Source organism: Klebsiella sp. YJ, from assembly GCF_002108615.1.
Taxonomy (GTDB): Bacteria; Pseudomonadota; Gammaproteobacteria; order Enterobacterales; family Enterobacteriaceae; genus Klebsiella; species Klebsiella planticola.
Map to the genome: position 1 here is coordinate 174,064 of NZ_MTEG01000007.1, position 17,064 is coordinate 191,127.

General features: G+C 53.5%; 19 protein-coding genes and 1 pseudogene. 10 read left to right on the forward strand and 10 right to left on the reverse strand.

Annotated elements, in window-relative coordinates:
• The first annotated feature begins 10 nt into the window (after positions 1–10).
• The 4 genes from BV390_RS09665 to mrkJ all read left to right on the forward strand — a co-directional run bounded on the left by BV390_RS09665 (position 11) and on the right by mrkJ (position 3,420).
• Positions 11–877, forward strand: a complete 867-nt coding sequence (locus tag BV390_RS09665) for an aldo/keto reductase family oxidoreductase (protein WP_032690864.1) — start codon at positions 11–13, stop codon at positions 875–877.
• 415 nt (positions 878–1,292) lie between these two features.
• Positions 1,293–1,988, forward strand: coding sequence for a flagellar brake protein (locus BV390_RS09670; RefSeq protein ID WP_032696715.1), 696 nt, complete (start codon positions 1,293–1,295; stop codon positions 1,986–1,988).
• A 4-nt stretch (positions 1,989–1,992) separates the two neighbouring features.
• Entirely contained in the window at positions 1,993–2,568 is a 576-nt protein-coding gene (locus tag BV390_RS09675; RefSeq protein WP_085396864.1) for a helix-turn-helix transcriptional regulator, read from the forward strand.
• Positions 2,569–2,703: 135 nt separating this feature from the next.
• Complete coding sequence (gene mrkJ, locus BV390_RS09680; protein WP_032696714.1) at positions 2,704–3,420, forward strand: cyclic-di-GMP phosphodiesterase MrkJ; 717 nt, start codon at positions 2,704–2,706, stop codon at positions 3,418–3,420.
• 46 nt (positions 3,421–3,466) lie between these two features.
• On the opposite strand, the gene BV390_RS09685 is transcribed toward mrkJ, so the two are convergent.
• The 8 genes from BV390_RS09685 to BV390_RS09720 form a co-directional block, all read right to left on the reverse strand.
• Positions 3,467–4,054, reverse strand: coding sequence for a fimbrial protein (locus tag BV390_RS09685; RefSeq protein WP_077267060.1), 588 nt, complete (start codon positions 4,052–4,054; stop codon positions 3,467–3,469).
• Between the two features lie 77 nt (positions 4,055–4,131).
• Complete coding sequence (locus tag BV390_RS09690; protein WP_032690860.1) at positions 4,132–5,124, reverse strand: fimbrial protein; 993 nt, start codon at positions 5,122–5,124, stop codon at positions 4,132–4,134.
• Entirely contained in the window at positions 5,115–7,601 is a 2,487-nt protein-coding gene (locus BV390_RS09695; protein ID WP_047663447.1) for a fimbria/pilus outer membrane usher protein, read from the reverse strand. Before BV390_RS09695 ends, BV390_RS09690 begins: the two co-directional genes overlap by 10 nt.
• Before the next feature lie 11 nt (positions 7,602–7,612).
• The gene (locus BV390_RS09700) at positions 7,613–8,314 is read right to left on the reverse strand and encodes a fimbrial biogenesis chaperone (protein ID WP_032690859.1); all 702 of its coding nucleotides are present in this window, start codon (positions 8,312–8,314) and stop codon (positions 7,613–7,615) included.
• 93 nt (positions 8,315–8,407) lie between these two features.
• Positions 8,408–9,016 (reverse strand): fimbrial protein, encoded by a 609-nt coding sequence (locus BV390_RS09705; RefSeq protein WP_004867230.1) that lies wholly within the window; start codon positions 9,014–9,016, stop codon positions 8,408–8,410.
• A gap of 480 nt (positions 9,017–9,496) precedes the next feature.
• The gene (locus BV390_RS09710; RefSeq protein WP_032690858.1) at positions 9,497–10,198 is read right to left on the reverse strand and encodes an ArsR/SmtB family transcription factor; all 702 of its coding nucleotides are present in this window, start codon (positions 10,196–10,198) and stop codon (positions 9,497–9,499) included.
• 6 nt (positions 10,199–10,204) lie between these two features.
• Entirely contained in the window at positions 10,205–10,594 is a 390-nt protein-coding gene (locus BV390_RS09715; protein ID WP_064384424.1) for a hypothetical protein, read from the reverse strand.
• Complete coding sequence (locus BV390_RS09720; RefSeq protein ID WP_032690856.1) at positions 10,587–10,913, reverse strand: antibiotic biosynthesis monooxygenase family protein; 327 nt, start codon at positions 10,911–10,913, stop codon at positions 10,587–10,589. Before BV390_RS09720 ends, BV390_RS09715 begins: the two co-directional genes overlap by 8 nt.
• A 384-nt stretch (positions 10,914–11,297) precedes the next feature.
• On the opposite strand from BV390_RS09720, the gene BV390_RS09725 reads away from it, so the two are divergent.
• Entirely contained in the window at positions 11,298–11,510 is a 213-nt protein-coding gene (locus BV390_RS09725; protein ID WP_015585822.1) for a YdgH/BhsA/McbA-like domain containing protein, read from the forward strand.
• A 95-nt stretch (positions 11,511–11,605) separates the two neighbouring features.
• Here the strand turns inward: BV390_RS09725 and BV390_RS09730 are convergent, their stop codons facing one another.
• Positions 11,606–12,478 (reverse strand): EamA family transporter, encoded by an 873-nt coding sequence (locus BV390_RS09730; protein ID WP_032690855.1) that lies wholly within the window; start codon positions 12,476–12,478, stop codon positions 11,606–11,608.
• An 81-nt stretch (positions 12,479–12,559) separates the two neighbouring features.
• On the opposite strand from BV390_RS09730, the gene BV390_RS09735 reads away from it, so the two are divergent.
• Positions 12,560–13,066 (forward strand): MarR family winged helix-turn-helix transcriptional regulator, encoded by a 507-nt coding sequence (locus BV390_RS09735; protein WP_085396865.1) that lies wholly within the window; start codon positions 12,560–12,562, stop codon positions 13,064–13,066.
• Here BV390_RS09735 and BV390_RS32085 read toward each other — a convergent pair.
• Positions 13,066–13,158: pseudogene (locus BV390_RS32085) on the reverse strand (hypothetical protein); the annotation flags it as partial. The gene BV390_RS09735 and the pseudogene BV390_RS32085 overlap by 1 nt on opposite strands.
• 232 nt (positions 13,159–13,390) lie before the next feature.
• Here BV390_RS32085 and BV390_RS09740 point away from each other — a divergent pair.
• The 4 genes from BV390_RS09740 to BV390_RS09755 all read left to right on the forward strand — a co-directional run bounded on the left by BV390_RS09740 (position 13,391) and on the right by BV390_RS09755 (position 17,063).
• Complete coding sequence (locus BV390_RS09740) at positions 13,391–13,861, forward strand: MarR family winged helix-turn-helix transcriptional regulator (protein WP_032698841.1); 471 nt, start codon at positions 13,391–13,393, stop codon at positions 13,859–13,861.
• 360 nt (positions 13,862–14,221) lie between these two features.
• Entirely contained in the window at positions 14,222–15,391 is a 1,170-nt protein-coding gene (locus tag BV390_RS09745) for an amidase (protein ID WP_032698840.1), read from the forward strand.
• Positions 15,392–15,532: 141 nt separating this feature from the next.
• Entirely contained in the window at positions 15,533–16,699 is a 1,167-nt protein-coding gene (locus BV390_RS09750; RefSeq protein ID WP_032696708.1) for an acyl-CoA dehydrogenase family protein, read from the forward strand.
• 19 nt (positions 16,700–16,718) lie between these two features.
• Positions 16,719–17,063: an IacB protein gene (locus tag BV390_RS09755; RefSeq protein ID WP_077267059.1), complete on the forward strand. Its 345-nt coding sequence runs from the start codon at positions 16,719–16,721 to the stop codon at positions 17,061–17,063.
• The last annotated feature ends 1 nt before the right edge of the window (position 17,064 follow it).

Sequence of the window (17,064 nt, forward strand, 5' to 3'; positions counted from 1 at the left end):
GGGAGTCGCCATGTCCAGCGTAAAACTATCCGGAAACGGAACATTAGGTCATCGCCAGGTCTATCGCCTGGGTTACGGGGCCATGCAGTTAGCCGGCCCCGGCGTATTTGGTCCGCCTGCCGATCCGGACGCCGCTATCCGTGTCCTGCGCGCAGCGGTAGAGGCGGGGGTCAATCATATTGATACCTCCGATTTTTACGGTCCGCATATTACTAACCAGCTGATTCGCAAAGCGCTCTACCCTTATGCAGACGATCTCTGCATCGTGACGAAAGTCAGCGCTCGTCGTGATGAAAAGGGCAACTGGCTGCCGGCGATGTCGCCGGAAGAGCTCACCCAGGCGGTGGAAGACAACCTGCGTAATCTGGGGCTCGATGTTCTGGAGATCGTCAATCTGCGCAGCATGCTCGGCACCCACGGTCCGGTAGAAGGCTCACTGGAAGCGCCGCTGACCACGCTGCTTGAACTTAAAGAACGTGGGCTTATTCGCCACATCGGCCTCAGTAACGTCACGGCGAAGCAGGTGGCCGATGCGCAAAAACTGACGCCGGTTGTTTGCGTGCAAAACCAATATAACGTCGCCAATCGCGGAGACGATGCGCTGATTGATGAGCTTGCCGCACAAAATATTGCCTACGTCCCTTTCTTCCCGCTTGGGGGATTTACCCCGCTACAGGCACAGGAACTGAATGATGTTGCCGCCGCGCTGGAGGCGACACCGATGCAGGTTGCGCTCGCCTGGCTGCTGCAACGTTCGCCTAATATTCTGCTGATCCCGGGCACCTCTTCGCTCCAGCATCTGCAGGAAAACCTGGCCGCTGGCGCATTAACCCTGCCTCCTGAAGCCATCGCTACATTAGCGAAATTGCAGAGCTGACGGTCTTCGGTACACCTGTGCGTTTCCTTCCGCACAGGTCCTTGCCGGGCGCCCTTTTCCCCTCCTATTATTTGGCTGGAATTAGCCCAACGCTGCTGGCACTATATATCCTACAAATGGGTATATGCTTGCACTAATCTGCACGAAACAACCCTATATACAGCATTGATTTATACTAATTTGACAAGTCTCCTTATTGGGGACTTCTGTCGTTTTTGCCTTCCCCAAAATTCTTTACAACTCTTGATTACAGGAAAAACAACATCTGATTCGACGTTTATACAAATCAATTTAGCGACAAAGATAGCTAATAACATCAAATGCTCATAAAAACATCTGGTTAATGCAATCAGAATGTTGGCATTGCCATAAGAAAAATTAACTACACACAATAAATAATCAACAAGGATTTTACATGACAGAGGGAACAATAAAGACCAGCAGGTATGAAATCATTGCTATTTTCAGGGAGGAACTTCGAAAGCAATCCGAGATAGAAATTTTCTTTAATAACAAAAACATCATGACCCGACTTACCCGGGTCGATTTTGCTGAGTTCCATATCGTCACCCATAGCAAAATCCCCCCCGGGCATAAATATAAATTCATCCTGCATAGTGATTCAGGAAAGATTGAGTTCTGTTCATCGTTAAAGAAAAGTTATAACTCCGACGCGGAACACGGCAATAAAGTCTCTTTTGCCTTACCCGAATGCATTCATGTGGTGCAACGACGTCGCGACCCTCGCTTTCGTTTGCATCACCGTTATGACTTTTTTTGTCGTGGTCGACACAGAAATGGCGAAAACTATCTTTTCGATATTAAAGACATTTCAGATGGCGGCTGTGCGCTGATCGCGAAAAGCCCGAATCTGAAGTTTCTCACGCATAATTCAATCCTCAAAAATTCAGTTCTGTCTCTGGCTGAGCATGGTGAAATCACTATTGATTTAGCGATAAAAAATGTTGTTGAAGTGACATTTGATGAAGACAGTGAAAGCTATCACCAGGTTTCCTGTCAGTTTAAATTCCGCAACCGCGAAGATAAGACCAGAATAGAGAAAATGCTGCTCGATTTGATTCTGGAAGCTAAGCGAAAAAAGAGAGTCTGACCCCTTGGACAGGATATTTCTGTATACCGATGATAATTTAATCGGTCAATCAATTCATCGGTATCTGGTTGATAACAATAAAAATATCACCATCTTCCGTTATCAGGATATCACTCGGGGGGCGATCGCCCCCCTGTCTGGGATCGTTATTTTCAACGCCATTCATAAGGACTTTTCTGCTGCCGACACGATGTTATTGCTCAACGATATGCGCTGGCGTCTTCTGCACTGCGCCCGGCTAATTATGGTGGTCAGGAGCGATATTGCCAGCCTGTTCAGAGAACTAATAAACATAGATAACACAATGATTCTTACAGAAAAAACACCACTACGCGATTTTTATCGCGCCGTCAGCGCGCCGGCAGACGACGGCGATTTTTCACTACCGAAGAAGCTCTCCGCCAGAGAGCGCCAGGTGCTGGAGCTGACCCTGACCTGTCACAACAACAAAAAAATTGCCACCCTGCTGAATATTGACCATAAAACCGTACACAGCCACCGGATTCATATCATGCAAAAACTTGGCATGCATAATTCGCGAGCAATGCACAATAAAATAGTCGATATGTATCAATGCTAGAAAAAAAACCGCCCCCAATCGAAACCGGATAATTAATTGAAAAGTTACTTTTAATAAACATTCCAAACTGCAGAAAGGTCACTTATAATAATTTCACCCTGCAGCGATGTTCTGTAAAGTGCCTGACACGAGAAAATGAACGCTAACCTATTTTCTGACTATAACTTATCCCGTGGCGATATCTCTGTTCGTTATGTTTTTCAAAAAATGTTCTCACCGCGGGACACTCTCGTGGCAGTGGAGTGTTTAAGCCGCTTCGATTCTATTCCTGTGGCGCCGGAATTTTTCTTTCGCCATGCCAATGCGGCACTTCGTGAAAGTATTTTCATGGAACAACTGGCATTGATTGAAAAACATCAGGCATGGTTTATTGATAATGGTATTTCCGCGACAATCAATGTTGACGATCATATTCTCGGGATGTTGCGCCAGCCACAACTCGAAACCTACATTAACCATCTGAAGTGTGTACATTTTGAGGTTACGGAAAATGCCAACAGCCTGCTTAATAACGCCTTGGCCAGCTGGAAAACTCCCCAGACGTCGACACTGTGGCTCGATGACTTTGGTTCTGGTTATGCCGGTATTAATGCTATTCGTGGATACCATTTTGATTATGTCAAAATTGACAAAGATTTTTTCTGGCATCTCATGCAGAAAGAATCCGGGCGGCCGCTGATGGATGCCCTGGTGACATTCCTGTCACGTAATAACCACAATGTCATTATTGAAGGTGTCGAGAGCGAAGCGCATAAAAACTGGCTTAAGGGAATGGAGTGGTTTGCTATTCAGGGTCATTACTGGAAAGAAGTCAGCATTGAACAACTGGTGCAGGAAAGGGTTAGCGCATAAAAATATCGCAATCATGCGGTATTTTTATACGCTAAATAACACGCGCTTAATTATACACGAGTTCCCAGGTTGCCCAGCTGGTCAGCGGGCCGGTTGTCGCTTTTTCCGGGGACGGCGTGACATAGCCGATATAATAAGTAAATACACCGCCATTAACCGATTTTTCAACAAGCGGTACCCGATTTTGTTGCGGATCGGCGGGGACAATTTTATTACTCTTATCCAGCGTATTATTATCATTGGTTGACAGCGCCAGATAGATATTACGCGCCCCATCCGGTAGCGTATTCGCCAGATAGCCCGCATTTTCGTTCGCGACAGCATCGATCATAAATCCATCAATCCAGCGCACATTCACCGCGCGAATCTCATTTTTATCCGCCGCGCCGCCATCATGGCGGAGCTGACAATTCGACAACTCAAGAGTGAAGGACTGCGGCTTCATAAATGCGCCGGCCCCGCGGCCGTGGACTTCCGCCAGACTCACCGGCGCCAGCCAGACATTGCCGCTCCCGGCATTATTCGCGCCGTTAAGCGCAACGCTGCAGGAGATATCCGTCACCCGGCCGACAAAATCAACGCGTCCGTTATCATAATTGGTCATAAAACCGTAGGCCGACGAGGCGGCCAGCATCGCGCCAGCAACGGCCAGTCTGATGCATTGCCGGCCATATGTGCCACATCCATATTGCTTCATGCCCGCCTCCTGAATTAATCGTACGTCAGGTTAAAGATCATGTGCGATTCCACCTCGCCGGTACTGGTTGTCGGCAGGTATTGATAAAATCGCGCATGATAAGGTTGCGTAAAGTAACGCGTCTCCTGAGAACGCAACGTGCCTACGCTGTACTTCTTGTTAAATTCCAGCGGTACGCCATCCTTCAGTACCTGAATCCCGACCCCTTTGGCGGCGGAACTCCCGGCTTTTTCATTGAGCAATGCCCCTTGCTTAAGCGTGGTGCTGGTTGCCAGAGTTCCGGAAAAAGAGGTCTGGATATTGGCATATCCCGACTCGCTTAATCCGCCGCTGCACTGCAGCTCAATATTAAAATCCCGACCGCCTGCCGTTGTTCCGACCCCCTGCAGATCGCTACGCTTAATGCTGCCCACATCAACGTTCATATTCTTCCCGCTCAGTACCGTACAGGAAGGTGAGACAACGGTGATCGCATTGGCGCTCAGGTAGGTTTCCAGAATTGGGTTATTCCCCCTTTCCCAGTCATAGGAGGTATATTTCCCCGTTGCCAGCGTACCGCTGCCGGTCACCGCCGCGGTTTTGATCAGCTCAAGAGTAAAGCGCGAGCCTTCCAGAGAGTAGTTGGTCCCTCTGCCGCCGTTCGATGTAAAGGTGCCTGGATAAATAATATTAACCGTGGCACCGCCGCGGCTAAAACGCATGCCAATCCCTGGAACGCTAGTGGAATAGACCTTATTACCCAGATCCCGAACGCCAGTGGCGATAATATCGGCCTTAAAAGTGTTGCTGTTGGTACAGTAATAGCTGACGCCATTTCCCGCCGGCATGGTCCAGTCCTGCTTCGCGATAACCGCACCAACCGGCAGATCCGGTGATACCACTACCCGTCCCATGGCCATATCCAGCCTGACCGTGCTTGCCGCTCTACGCGAACAGTCCGCCCAGACCGTCGAGGTTCCAAGGGCCAGCAGGCCAACCGCCATCATCAATCGTTTACTCAGCGACATACCGTTTCCTTTAATTTTGCCTGGCCCAGATCCACCGCACATTGTCCGCCGCTCCACTTGACGATCGCCTGCTTAATCCCGGCATCGCTGATAAACATCATGCTTCCCTGACCAACAACCCCAATATCCTTACCAGACGGGTCCAGAATGGTGGCGGCAAACGGCAGCGGTTGGCCATTGGCCTGGCGCGCCTGAAGCGTGAGGGTGTTCTGTACCGTGGTATCAAACGAGACTTTCACCACGCTGCCTTCCCACGGAACGACCTGAGCCACAGTCCGCTCAAAGGCGATATCCTCCTGGCTGCCTTTCGGATCGATCTCGACGGCGTTGATCCGGTAAGGTCGCAGATAGGGCAGGATGGCGTAGCCGTTACTGTCGACTCGGGTCCCAGGTGAACCCGGCAACATGGCGCCCGCCGCATCTTTGGCTTCAATCAGCGCCATGGTATTGCCGCTCTCCGGTGAGAACACCACGCCATGACGATGGGCGATCAGCGTCCCGCTGGCGCCCAGCCCGCTCTGCCGGTAGCCTTCGCCCTGGCTGTAGCTGCCGTTAAGCGTGGTCCACGGCGTACGGTAGCTGCCGTTTAAGGCGACATCATGCTGACCACCGGTCGCTGCGGTCGTTGAAATGCCGTAGTTGAGGTTGTTCTCGCTATCCAGCGAACCGTTAACCCCAATCTGCGAGCTGCCGAAATGCGAATTGTTGAAGGTGGTGTTCGACGTCAGGTTGGCGGTGCGGTTCTCGCCAAACCACAGCGGATAGCTGAAGTTCAGCGAGATGCGATCGTCACGACGATGGCCGGAGTTATCCGGCGTATACACGCGCTGCGCGCTGGCTGACCATGAGAGGCGGCCGAACATATTGTTGTAGCTAAGCTGGTACTGCTTCTCGGTACCCGAACGGTTCCAGTAATCGGCAATCTGGCCACTCAGATAAAAACCGCCCCAGCCGTCCGGCAGGTTCTGGTTAACGGTGAAGGTCATGCCGTTTTTCTGCCGCCACAGGGTATAGTTGTTATTGCGGTTCTTCTCCTGATCGACGGCGTACAGCGCGTCATTCAGGTTATAGTAGCCTTTCGTGGAGTAGCGGTATGCCGCCAGCACGATGCTGGTCTGGGTATCGGTAAACATCCGGTTAAAGGTGGCGCGATAGCTCTGCCCCTTTTCATCCAGGGTATCGCTCTTCAGTCGCGACTGGGTAATGTCAAATGACAGGGCGCCAATACCGGTATTCATCCCGGCCCCCAGCAGAAACGCCTGATAATCATCAAAACCGGTCACGCCGGTATAGCCGGTAAACATGTTGCTCAGGCCACGCTGCCAGGTGGCCTGGTAGAGCATGGGCTTATTGCGCAGCGAATTGTCATCGACTTTACCGGCCGACAGCGCATAGCGGGTCATGCCAGGACGCAGCAGCTGTGCCACCGACGCATACGGCACGCTGAAGACCTGCACCGATCCATCGGCCTCTTTTACCGACACCTCAAGGTCATTACCGTACCCGGACGGGTAAACATCCTGCAAAGTAAACGGCCCCGGCGGTACCGAGGTCTGATAAATAATATTGTTGCCCTGACGCACCGTTACCAGGGCATTGCTCTGCGCCACGCCGCGAATTTCCGGGGCATAGGAGCGCATTCCGTCCGGGAACATGTTGTCATCGGTCGCCAGGTTGACCCCACGCAGACCGATGGTGTCGAAGAATTCGCCGTTGGTAAATATCTGCCCGCCGCTGACAATCGAGTTGATTTGCGGGATCGGGCGCTGAAGATAGGTTTGATTACTGTTCCAGTGCGCCTTCCCCTGCTGCTGCTGCCAGTCGAGGTTACCGATGTGCTTGAGGAGCCAGCCGTCCCAGGAGAAGCCGGCGTTAACGCCGAGATAGGCGCTGCTGTTGTCGGAGCCGTTGGCGGCAGAGGTATGGCTGGTCCAGGTGTTCGCCATCCAGCCAAGATTCAGCGCCGCAATGCCTTTATCCCAGAACTCCGGGCTGACAAAATTTTTCAGACGCTGATCTTCGTAGATTTGCGGTACAGAAACTTCCAGCCGCAGCGAGGACTGTATCAGGTTATCTTTAACGTTTTCTTCGTTACGCCACTCCTTCAGACGTCCACAGTAACCTGCCTGCTGACTCAGCTGAGGATTGAGTTTTTCCGCCGCAATACCATAGCGCTCAAGCATTTCACGGGTGTAGCAGATCCCCATGTTGCCGTCTTTATCGCGGGTGACGTTCAGTTCATAGCGCCCTTTCCACTCATTGTTGGTATACACATCGAGCGAATAGGTCCCTTCCGTGATAGCACTGGCGGAGAAGCGAGACAGATCGACCTTTTCCCGGCTACCAACGATAAAACCATCATTAAACTGGTATACCGTTCCCGGGCTTTCCTGTCCGCTGGAAACTGGCGGAAAGCAGAACAGCGCCATCGCTACCGCTGTACTTAATCTTCCCGGGCAGATAGACCTCTGCTTCATGATCGTGTCCCTTATTTAACGGCTACTTTCACTGCCACATCTGCGCCATAGTCATTGATATTATTGATGGTCAGGGTCTCGCCTCGGCTCACGGAGGAAGAGAGGGACACGGTCTGACTGGACTGCGGAGCCAGCATCACCGTTTTGCTGTTCAGGGCTTTACCGCCATCGCGGGAAATACGGCTGACGGTGAGATAAAATGGCGTAGGGTTGCTGATTGACAGGCTGCTACCGCTGGCTGAAAGCGCTAATTTCTCCGGCGCCGCGTCGCGGTTACCCAGTCCGGCGGGACGGTAGATAAACTTAAAGCGCGAACGGATCGCCAGCTGGAGGACGTTCTGCCCTTCATTTTTCTGGTTGGCCACCACCGGCGGGATTTCCAGAAGATTCAGCCACCACAGCGTCTCTTTATTTTGTGCCAGTCCGGCGGCGCTACCCAGTTTAATACGTAAAGTCTGGCCGCTCTTTGCATCGACGCGTGAAATCGGGGGCGTAATAATAAACGGCGTGGTAATGGTATCCGGCGTCGCATCGGCATTGCCGTTATCCAGCCAGGCTTGCGCCAGCGCCGGACGGTCTGCGGTATTAGAAAGCTGTACCGTTATTTCTTTTTCATTTCCAGGATAAATAAAGCGGGTGCCGTTGACGATAATATTGTTGGCGTTGGCCGCAACACTAAAAATGAAACAGAAAAAAAGGACAATATGCTTCATGCTGACCTCAGAAGAAAAAAATAAGCGGCAGCAACTGCCGCTTTATCGTTGTTTTAAACCGCCGTTCGCGGCGGTTTTATTTTCTGGCGATAATTACTGGTAAGTAATTTCGTAGGTCGCGTAGCTGTTAACCACACCGGTGGTAACAGAAGCCGGGGTGTTGGTTGCATAGCCAACGTAGTAAGTGAAGCGTGCGCCATCCTGAACTGCGGTTGCGTCGCCTTTCGCTTTCGGCTGAGTGCTCACGCCTGGGATGATTTTGTTGGTCAGCGCAGTCGCGCTATCGGTGGACAGAACCAGCTGAATATCTTTCGCGCCAGAGGCTTCGGTGTTTGCCAGGTAGCCCTGCTGCTCAGTCGTTGCGCCAGCCAGCAGGTTACCACCGGTCCAGTTCACACCCAGTTTGCTCACGTCGTCTTGTTTGTCGCCGTTAGCAGCCTGGCAATCAGAGACGTCAATGGTGAAAGATTTAGGCTTCAGGTAGGTATTAGCCGCCGCTGCTTTAACTTCGGTCAGGGTAACCGGTGACAGGTAAACGTTAGCATCGCTGCCCTGGCCGTTAACGGAAACAGTACAGGATACATCGGTAACTTTACCGAAGAAATTAACCTGGCCACCGCCAACATTCGTATCAGCTGCGTTCGCTGCAGTCATACCGAAAAATGCTGTTGCCATAGCTGCAGAGAGAAGAACCTTTTTCATTGCCATTTCCTTGTCAGAGTGAGTTTTATATCAATAAACCAACAGTAAACCTGCACAAAAGTCAGAAGCGTTATGCGATGCTCACTTGTGCAACTGTGAATAGAAACTTCGACTGACCGGAAGCCGCAATATTTAAGGCGTCAGGACGCGAACTCTGTTTAAAGAATTCGTTAATGCTGTCGGCGTCAAAGAATGCTATTTTTCGCCAACAAATATACATTTGCTTATAACTTGTTACATCGGGCTTAAGATAGATTTCAGCTATTGATAAATAATAAACAATAGACAAAAACAAGCATCAAGTTATTTACATCAGAAGGGACAAGGCGCAGGCAATATATTTTGCAGAGGGATTATCATGGCAAATAATACGATTCCATGACTATAGCGAACATTCTGAATAATACTGAGAGGCGGGTTGCTGAAATAACATAAACCGGTTAAAAAATTTCCCCCTGCTATCTGACGTGTAGCTGCCCGCTACAGCTGCAGATGGAAGTGCTGGCGCAGCGCGAGCCTGCCTGTTCGGGTGATACTCACTTCACGAAATCCCGGCGTCAGGGTGAACCAGCCTTTGCGCTGACCATGCTCTAACAATGCGGCCCCGACGGCACCGCCGGGATGGAAACGCCGCTCGCTCCAGTCCAGACAGGCGCAGCATACCCTGCGCCGGTTCCCGGCCGGCAAGGTAATGCCCAAACGGGCAAACTGCGCCTCGCCGCTCGCCGTCAGCGCGCTACCGTCCGGCACAATCCACGCCTCACGCAAGAGAAAAGCATAAATCGCCACCGCCACTTCACCGGCAAGGTGATCGTAGCAGGTTCGCGCCGTACGCAGACCCACCGGGGTCCGGGTGGTCAGCACGATGGCGCTTTTTCCGGCCATCGCCATCATATTTTCCAGCAGTCCGGCAACATCGGCACTCGCCAGCCGGTAATAGCGATGCCGTCCCTGCGCCAGACAAACCAGCAAATGAGAGCTGACCAGACGGCTGAGATGGGCGCTGGCGGTTGAGGCCGAGACCTCGGCTACCGTCGCCAGCTCCGTCGCGGTCCACGCGCGCCCGTCCATTAATGCACAGAGCATTTTCACCCGTGAAGCATCGGCCATGGCGGACGCCAGCGCGGTGATGGCCACGGCCAACGATTCATCATCCTCAATAACATGAGCGGGTTTTAGCATAACGCCTCACAAGGTGGTGGCCCAGGAACGCGTGGCTTCCTGCGCCAGTGGAAAGTTATCGGTCACCAGAATCAGGCGGTTAGCATGATCGCTGTACTGGATCAGGATATTCACCCCGCGTTCGGCCAGCGCGTGAGCTATTGCGCCCAGCTCGCCGGGCTGTTCCTGTTTTAATCTGCGAATAAGCGGCAGGTAGACGCCCGCTACCGGGATCCCCGCCTGCTCCAGCACCGTTCTGGCCCGCTCCCCTTCAGCGACCAGAAAATGGGCGTGGCATTGATTGCCGACGGTGAAAACCCCGCCTCCTTCAAGCCCCACGCCATGTTTCCCCAGCGTTTGGCCTAACCGCGACAACTGGCCAGGACGATTTGGCAGAATGACATGAATATCATACATCGCCGTGCCCCTCCTGCATTTCTGAACCCCAGGCGCGAATGACCTGCACAATGCGAATCTGGTAAGAGGCAAAAATAGTCGCCTTGCCCTCCTCCTGGGCCGCCTGATGGCAGAGATTGTTTTTCCAGGCCCGCACCGCCTCTTCATCGCGCCACCAGGACAGGGACAGGATCTTGCCCGGCGTGGTCAGGCTTTGAAAACGTTCAATGCTAATAAAGCCGTCGAGCGTAGCAAGCAATGGCTTCAGCTCCGCCGCCAGCGCCAGGTAACGGGCCTGTTTTGCCGGGGTGACATCGGCTTCAAAGAGTACCGCAATCATCGTGTCGTCCTTCCTCAATCAACAGTGACGCCACTTTATCGTATCCATAAAGCCCGATACTTCGCCGCTAAACGAAGTATGCCCTGCGCAAAAACAGGGCAAAAAGCCCGCCCGCGCCTTCACTCAGGCAGTCCGTTGCGACGGTTTTCAAAAAAACGCATGGCAATAGTCATTTTTTTTTAATTCATGAGGGTCGCAAGAAAACGATCAATGCATTGTTTTTTAATCAAAAAATAAAAACACCCTTAAAACTTCGTCATCTTACTGCCATAAAAGTGTGATCTAAATCGCACTTTTTGCAACGCTGGTTATAGTTAGCAGGCTTATTATAAACCCATCGAAAGCACAACGCTTTCCACCTAAAAAGTTAAAAGGAAAAACACCATGAAAAACGTAAAATTACTTGCCGCTGCCGGTATGCTCTCTCTGGTTTCTTTCGCCAGCTTCGCTCAGCACCCGGTCAGCGTAACGGCTGATACCCTGGATAGCGCAGAAGCTAAAATTGCGACCATCGCTAAAGATCAAGGCGCGTCTTACCACATTACCGAAGCCTATACCGGTAACCAGGTTCATATGACCGCTGAGCTGTCCAAATAAGAGAATGGTTGCAGAGGGAGCTGCCGGACAGGCCGCCTTACGGCGGCTCGTTTCGCTCCCGCTTCACGATAACCATGCTGCAATGTCGGGCCCCTTTATGGGGCTTTTTTTGTTAATGCGCGCTGTATTGACAGTACGCTCAGCAACACCACGATTAACCCCACCAGCGCCCCCCCTTCTATCTTCTGCCCAAGAAAGATCCAGCCCAGAAGCACTGCTGTCACCGGACTCAGCAGGCTGAGTGCTGAGACAGCGACCGATGGGAGACGGCTAATCCCGCGGAACCACAGCCCATAGGCCAGCATCGCACCGGCCACGCAGAGCCACAGATAGCCAACCGCCTGGGTCAACGTCACCCCCTGTAGCGGCGGATCCACCAGCCATGCAACGGGAGCCAGTACCACGCCGCCAATCAGCAATTGCCAGCCGGTCAGCGCCACCACCGGTAGCGAAATCGCCCAGCGGCGAGACAGCCAGGTCCCCAGCGCCATGCTGACCGCGCCTGCAAACGCCGCCATGATCCCCAGCGGATCCAACACCGTATGCGGCGACAGCAGCAGCAGCGCCATGCCGATAATGCCAGTGACTGCCGAGAGCACCGCCACCCACGGCGAGCGCTGCCTGTCGACACACCACGCCAGCATCATGACCAGCAGCGGCTGAATTGCCCCAATCACTGCCGCCAGCCCCCCTGGTAACCGGTAAGCGGCAATAAACAGCAGCGCCTGAAAAGCGCCAATATTGAGGATCCCGGTAGCAATAAGCTTCCACCACTCATTGCGCAGAGGAAAACGGCGGCACCAGATAAGCAGCGCAATCCCTGCGGGCAGCACCCGCAGCAGCGCGGCAATAAAAGGTCTGTCCGGGGGTAAAAACTGGGAGGTGACAATGTAGGTCGTCCCCCAGATGGCCGGAGCCAGGGCGGTCAACAGCAAATCAATAACGGGAGAGCGTGAGAAAAAGGTCATGATTTTATCTTCACATCAAGGTAAATTAGTCGCCAAAGTATGTAACGACAGATGTCTTGATATCAAGATAAGTGGGCACAATTGGACAAATCATCTCAGGCTGACGCCGTCGATCGTATTCTTGAACAGTGGAAACGTGAGCGCCCGGATCTGGACTGCAGCCCGATGGGCCCCATCGGACGCCTGAAGCGCTGCGCTCTGCTGCTGGAGCCGCGCGTAGAGTCCGCCTTTATCCGTCACGATCTGGTGCGCTGGGAGTTTGACATGCTGGCCATCCTTCGTCGGGCAGGTTCGCCGTTTATCCTCTCCCCGACCCAGCTTTTCTCTACGCTGATGATCACCTCTGGCACCATGACGCATCGGCTTAAGGCGCTGGAAAAACGCGGCTTTATTACCCGTTTACCGGCCCCTGACGATGCGCGGAGCCTGCTGGTCGCCCTGACCGAAGCGGGGCGCGAGCGGATCGATGAGGCTGTGGAAAGCCACGTGGAAAACGAACGCCAGCTGCTGGCCGGACTCTCCACGGAGCAGCGCCAGCAGCTGGATCGGGCGCTGAAGGTCTTTATGCGCCTGCTGGAAGAGCCCTGACAACCGGCAGCAATATAATCGCCGTTGGCGCTCATCGGGATCACGGTCAGAAACAGCACGCAGGCAAAGAGAATCAGAAGGACGCCGCCGGCAGCAGCCATTTCAGGCGACCGTCATCCCAGGCAAACGGGCCGATCGCCCGTTCACGCGGGTAGCGTGCGAGTTGTCATCATTTCTACCATTAAATGAATCTGAATTTCCGCCTGGCGGTAGCGGTGAGCATCGCCGCCAGCCTGCTATATTGTCCGCAGATTGCATTTTGCAATGCCCGTCAAATACGCATACCATCTGCCCATTCTACCGTCGTCGGGCAAGGAGAGGCTTGTGGAACATAATAACGCATCAGCGCAACCAGACAGCCACGAGAGCCGCTTTCATAAAGAAGAGTTCCCCTTCTTCTGGGTGGTCAATGTTTATGCAAAGTATACGCAGCTGATGGAAATCGAATTAAAAAAAATCGACATCGATCTTTCCCGCTTCCGGGTATTGATGCTGGTCCATCAGTACCACAGAGCCAGTATCTCCCGCATCACCGAATACGCCGTCAGTAAAATGCCCACCGTCACCAAAATCGTGGGGCGCCTGCGTGAAGATGGGCTGCTGACGACCCACGTCAGCGCCAGCGATGGTCGGGTCACGGAAGCGGAACTCACCCCCGCAGGCCAGGCAAAGGTCGCCGAGGCCAAAGTACTGAGTCAAAAAGTGTTCGCCCGGGCATTTAAGGGCATTACCCCCGCGCAAGAAAAGAAAATGAACCACGTTCTCTCCCTGCTGCTGCACAACCTCAATGACTGATCGCCCTCTTCCGCAGGCACGCTAATAGCCTTTTTAAATAAAAGGCTATTAGCGTTTTCTCCCCCTACCCTTCGTTTTTCGCACGCTTTTTTATCATTTTTTTAACTTATATTTTGCGGTTTATTTTGTGAGCTCCCTCAAGAGATTAAAATATAGACATTTAAAAATAAATATAAAAATCAATAAATTAAAATTTTTTATTTGTTTATAAAATGTTCTTATAGCCCAAAATGATGTGAAAAATACGTTACAAATTACTTGAAGTTTCAAGTTTTAATGACAAGATTATCTCAGATTCAATTCAGTCTGTTTTTTATACATTCGTCCTTCACTCGTCATCGTTAAACGGAAAAGTGAACCATGGCTAATGAACATCGTGCAGGCATGACATCCGCCCGTTCCGGGTTTATCTCGCGCTTTACGCTGGGTAGCGGCGCGCTGACGTTTGCCGCCAAAGATACTCTCGATATCGCCGGCTATCCCACTCGAGCCGGCAGCCCGGTGCTGCAAGATGCCCCGGAGGCGACGGCGCATGCGGCGGTGATTCAACAGCTGCTCGATAGCGGTTGTCAGCTGCGAGGGAAAACGACGCTCCATGAGCTGGCCTTTGGCGTGACCGGGATCAACGCCTGGAGCGGAACGCCGATCAACCCGCGCTACCCGGCGCTGATTCCCGGCGGTTCGTCGAGCGGTTCGGCAACCGTGGTGGCCGCCGGAGAGGTCGATTTTGCAATTGGCACCGATACCGGGGGTTCCGTGCGGATGCCTGCCGCCTGCTGCGGCATCGTCGGCCTGAAGCCGACCTGGGGGCGAGTGAGCCGTCAAGGGGTGATGCCGACCGACAGTTCGCTGGACTGCGTGGGATTTTTCAGTCGCGATGTCACCACGTTACGGCAGGTGCTGGCGCGGCTCCCAGGCGAAATCACCCCGGCCGTCAGCGCGTGCCAGACGGCCACGGCCTTTCTCTTCGGCCACGCCACGGCGGACATTGAACAGCTGATTCGCGCCCGTCTGGCGCAGGCGGGAATTTTTCCCGCAGACGCGACGCTGCCGGCATTCGCCGAGGCGCATCAGGCAGGGCTGACGATCATCTCCCAGGAGAACTGGCAGGCGTTTCAGTCTCTCGCTGAGAAGCCCGAACTGGCCGAAGATGTCGCCGTGCGCCTGCGCGCCGGAGCGGAAATCAGTCCGCACCAGCGCCAGGCGGCAGAGCGCATTCGTCAGACCTTTACCGAGGCTGTCGATGCGCAACTCGCCCGCACGCCGTTTCTTTTACTGCCGACGCTGCCGGCCTGCCCGCCGACGCTGGAAGAGGCGGCTAATCCACTCAATGTAGTGAACCTGACCCGGCTGGTGCGTCCGTTCAATTTAAGCGGTCATCCGGCGCTGACGCTTCCCGTTGGCGAGTTAAACCAGCGGCCGGTCGCCCTGCAAATAGTTGCCGGGAAAAATAAAGAATATGAATTACTCTGTTTTGCTGAATCTCTGATGGCAAAACTGCAATACCCGTCAGACTCGCAGAGCAAATAAAATAATACATCCTGAATAATCTGCTTTACCGTGCCGCGGCCACTCCATGGCTAAGTGAAATAAATATCGCCCGCGCACCGGCAATCAGCAATATGACGGAGATAAATATTTATTCTATTTAACTGGAAGAGGCACAGTCGCATGTTAAACCCATCTGCAACTCTGCGTGCGGAAAAGACCCCGTACGCCAGTAATAGTGAATTCAGCGCATTGCTCGGCGAATTAAAAAAGCGCAGCGAGGAGTTCGAACAACAACGCTATATCTCTGACGATATTATTTCGCATTTTAAACAGGCTGGAGTTTATCGTGCGCTGGTGCCCGCGCAATATGGCGGCGATGAAATCTCGCCTGCCGAGTTCTGTCAGTTGATTGAGACCATCGCCACCGCCGACGGTTCCGCCGGATGGGTCGCCAGCTTTGGCATGAACCCCTTCTACCTCGGCGGCCTGCCGCTCAGTACGCTGGATGAGATCTATCGCCACGGCCCGGACGTGGTGTTTGCCGGCGCTATTTTTCCCCCGCAGAAGGCCATCGCTCAGGACGGCGGTTTTCAGGTCAGCGGGCGCTGGAGCTTCGCCAGCGGCTGTACCGGCGCCGAACTGATTGGCGTCGGCATTCTGCCTGACGACGGCTCCGCTCGCCCGCTGCCGCGTATCGCGGTCCTCCCCGCCGGTCGCTTCACCATCGATCCGGTGTGGAATACCGTCGGTCTGGCGGGGACCGGCAGTCATGATGTGGTGCTCAAGGAGGCGTTTGTCCCCGAGGAGTGGACCTTTATTCGCGGCGGCGAACTCAATCTCGACGGCGCCCTCTACCGCTACCCGGTGCTGTCGCTGGCGACGCAGGTACTCTCGGTGGTGGCGCTGGGCATCGCCCGCGCCGCGCTGTCCGAAATCTATACCATCGCCGAACGTCAGAGTTCGGTCACCGGCGCCCCCTGTCTGGCCGATCGCCAGTTTGCGCAGATGGATATTGCCCACTGTGAAGCGGAGCTGCGCTCGGCCCGCTGCTGGTTTTACGATGCCATCGACGATGTCTGGCAGGTCATTTTACGCGGCGATGAGCCCGATGCAGGGATGATCAACGCCCTGCGCCTGTCATCGACGCACGTGACCCGCGTCTCTTCATCGGTGACCACCCGCGCGCTCAGGCTGGCCGGAATGCCCGGTATTACCATGCGCAGCCCGCTCCAGCGCTACGCCCGCGACACCATGGTCATCACTCAGCACGCCTTTATGGGCGAACTGACCTATATCAACGCCGGAAATATGTTCTTCGGCCACCCGCCGCTGCCCGGCTATTTATAACCCTTTAAGGAGTATGACGATGATCCGCGTTCTGTTTTGTATTGGCGTAAATCAAAACTTTTTCGATGCCACCCCGGAGGTCGGCAAACAGGTCTGGGCCGCGTTTGGCGAGATGATGAAAGGTATCGAACACACTGACGGTATTCAGGTGATCGGCAATATGGATGACGATCGGGTGATGGTCGGGCCGTCTACCGGCTGGCCGTGGACCACCTACGTCCTCGCCGATGCGCATGATTTTGACGCCGTCACCGCCGCCTGCAATCTGTTCCGCAGCATTCAGGTCGGCCCGGGGCCAGACCGGTTGTGGAAATATTGCAAAGTTGAAGCCCGAACCGGGCGCGAATTAATTATTCAGGCGTAAC

What these genes read in the sequence shown, in the direction of transcription:
- BV390_RS09725 (WP_015585822.1), top strand. Translation starts at nt 11,298, where the DNA reads ATGAAAAACGTAAAATTACTTGCCGCTGCCGGTATGCTCTCTCTGGTT.
- BV390_RS09745 (WP_032698840.1), top strand. Translation starts at nt 14,222, where the DNA reads ATGGCTAATGAACATCGTGCAGGCATGACATCCGCCCGTTCCGGGTTT.
- BV390_RS09685 (WP_077267060.1), bottom strand. Translation starts at nt 4,054, where the DNA reads ATGCTGGCCGCCTCGTCGGCCTACGGTTTTATGACCAATTATGATAAC.
- BV390_RS09700 (WP_032690859.1), bottom strand. Translation starts at nt 8,314, where the DNA reads ATGAAGCATATTGTCCTTTTTTTCTGTTTCATTTTTAGTGTTGCGGCC.
- BV390_RS09720 (WP_032690856.1), bottom strand. Translation starts at nt 10,913, where the DNA reads ATGATTGCGGTACTCTTTGAAGCCGATGTCACCCCGGCAAAACAGGCC.
- BV390_RS09670 (WP_032696715.1), top strand. Translation starts at nt 1,293, where the DNA reads ATGACAGAGGGAACAATAAAGACCAGCAGGTATGAAATCATTGCTATT.
- BV390_RS09710 (WP_032690858.1), bottom strand. Translation starts at nt 10,198, where the DNA reads ATGCTAAAACCCGCTCATGTTATTGAGGATGATGAATCGTTGGCCGTG.
- BV390_RS09715 (WP_064384424.1), bottom strand. Translation starts at nt 10,594, where the DNA reads ATGTATGATATTCATGTCATTCTGCCAAATCGTCCTGGCCAGTTGTCG.
- BV390_RS09750 (WP_032696708.1), top strand. Translation starts at nt 15,533, where the DNA reads ATGTTAAACCCATCTGCAACTCTGCGTGCGGAAAAGACCCCGTACGCC.
- BV390_RS09705 (WP_004867230.1), bottom strand. Translation starts at nt 9,016, where the DNA reads ATGAAAAAGGTTCTTCTCTCTGCAGCTATGGCAACAGCATTTTTCGGT.
- BV390_RS09695 (WP_047663447.1), bottom strand. Translation starts at nt 7,601, where the DNA reads ATGAAGCAGAGGTCTATCTGCCCGGGAAGATTAAGTACAGCGGTAGCG.
- BV390_RS09730 (WP_032690855.1), bottom strand. Translation starts at nt 12,478, where the DNA reads ATGACCTTTTTCTCACGCTCTCCCGTTATTGATTTGCTGTTGACCGCC.
- BV390_RS09665 (WP_032690864.1), top strand. Translation starts at nt 11, where the DNA reads ATGTCCAGCGTAAAACTATCCGGAAACGGAACATTAGGTCATCGCCAG.
- BV390_RS09755 (WP_077267059.1), top strand. Translation starts at nt 16,719, where the DNA reads ATGATCCGCGTTCTGTTTTGTATTGGCGTAAATCAAAACTTTTTCGAT.
- BV390_RS09690 (WP_032690860.1), bottom strand. Translation starts at nt 5,124, where the DNA reads ATGTCGCTGAGTAAACGATTGATGATGGCGGTTGGCCTGCTGGCCCTT.
- mrkJ (WP_032696714.1), top strand. Translation starts at nt 2,704, where the DNA reads ATGAACGCTAACCTATTTTCTGACTATAACTTATCCCGTGGCGATATC.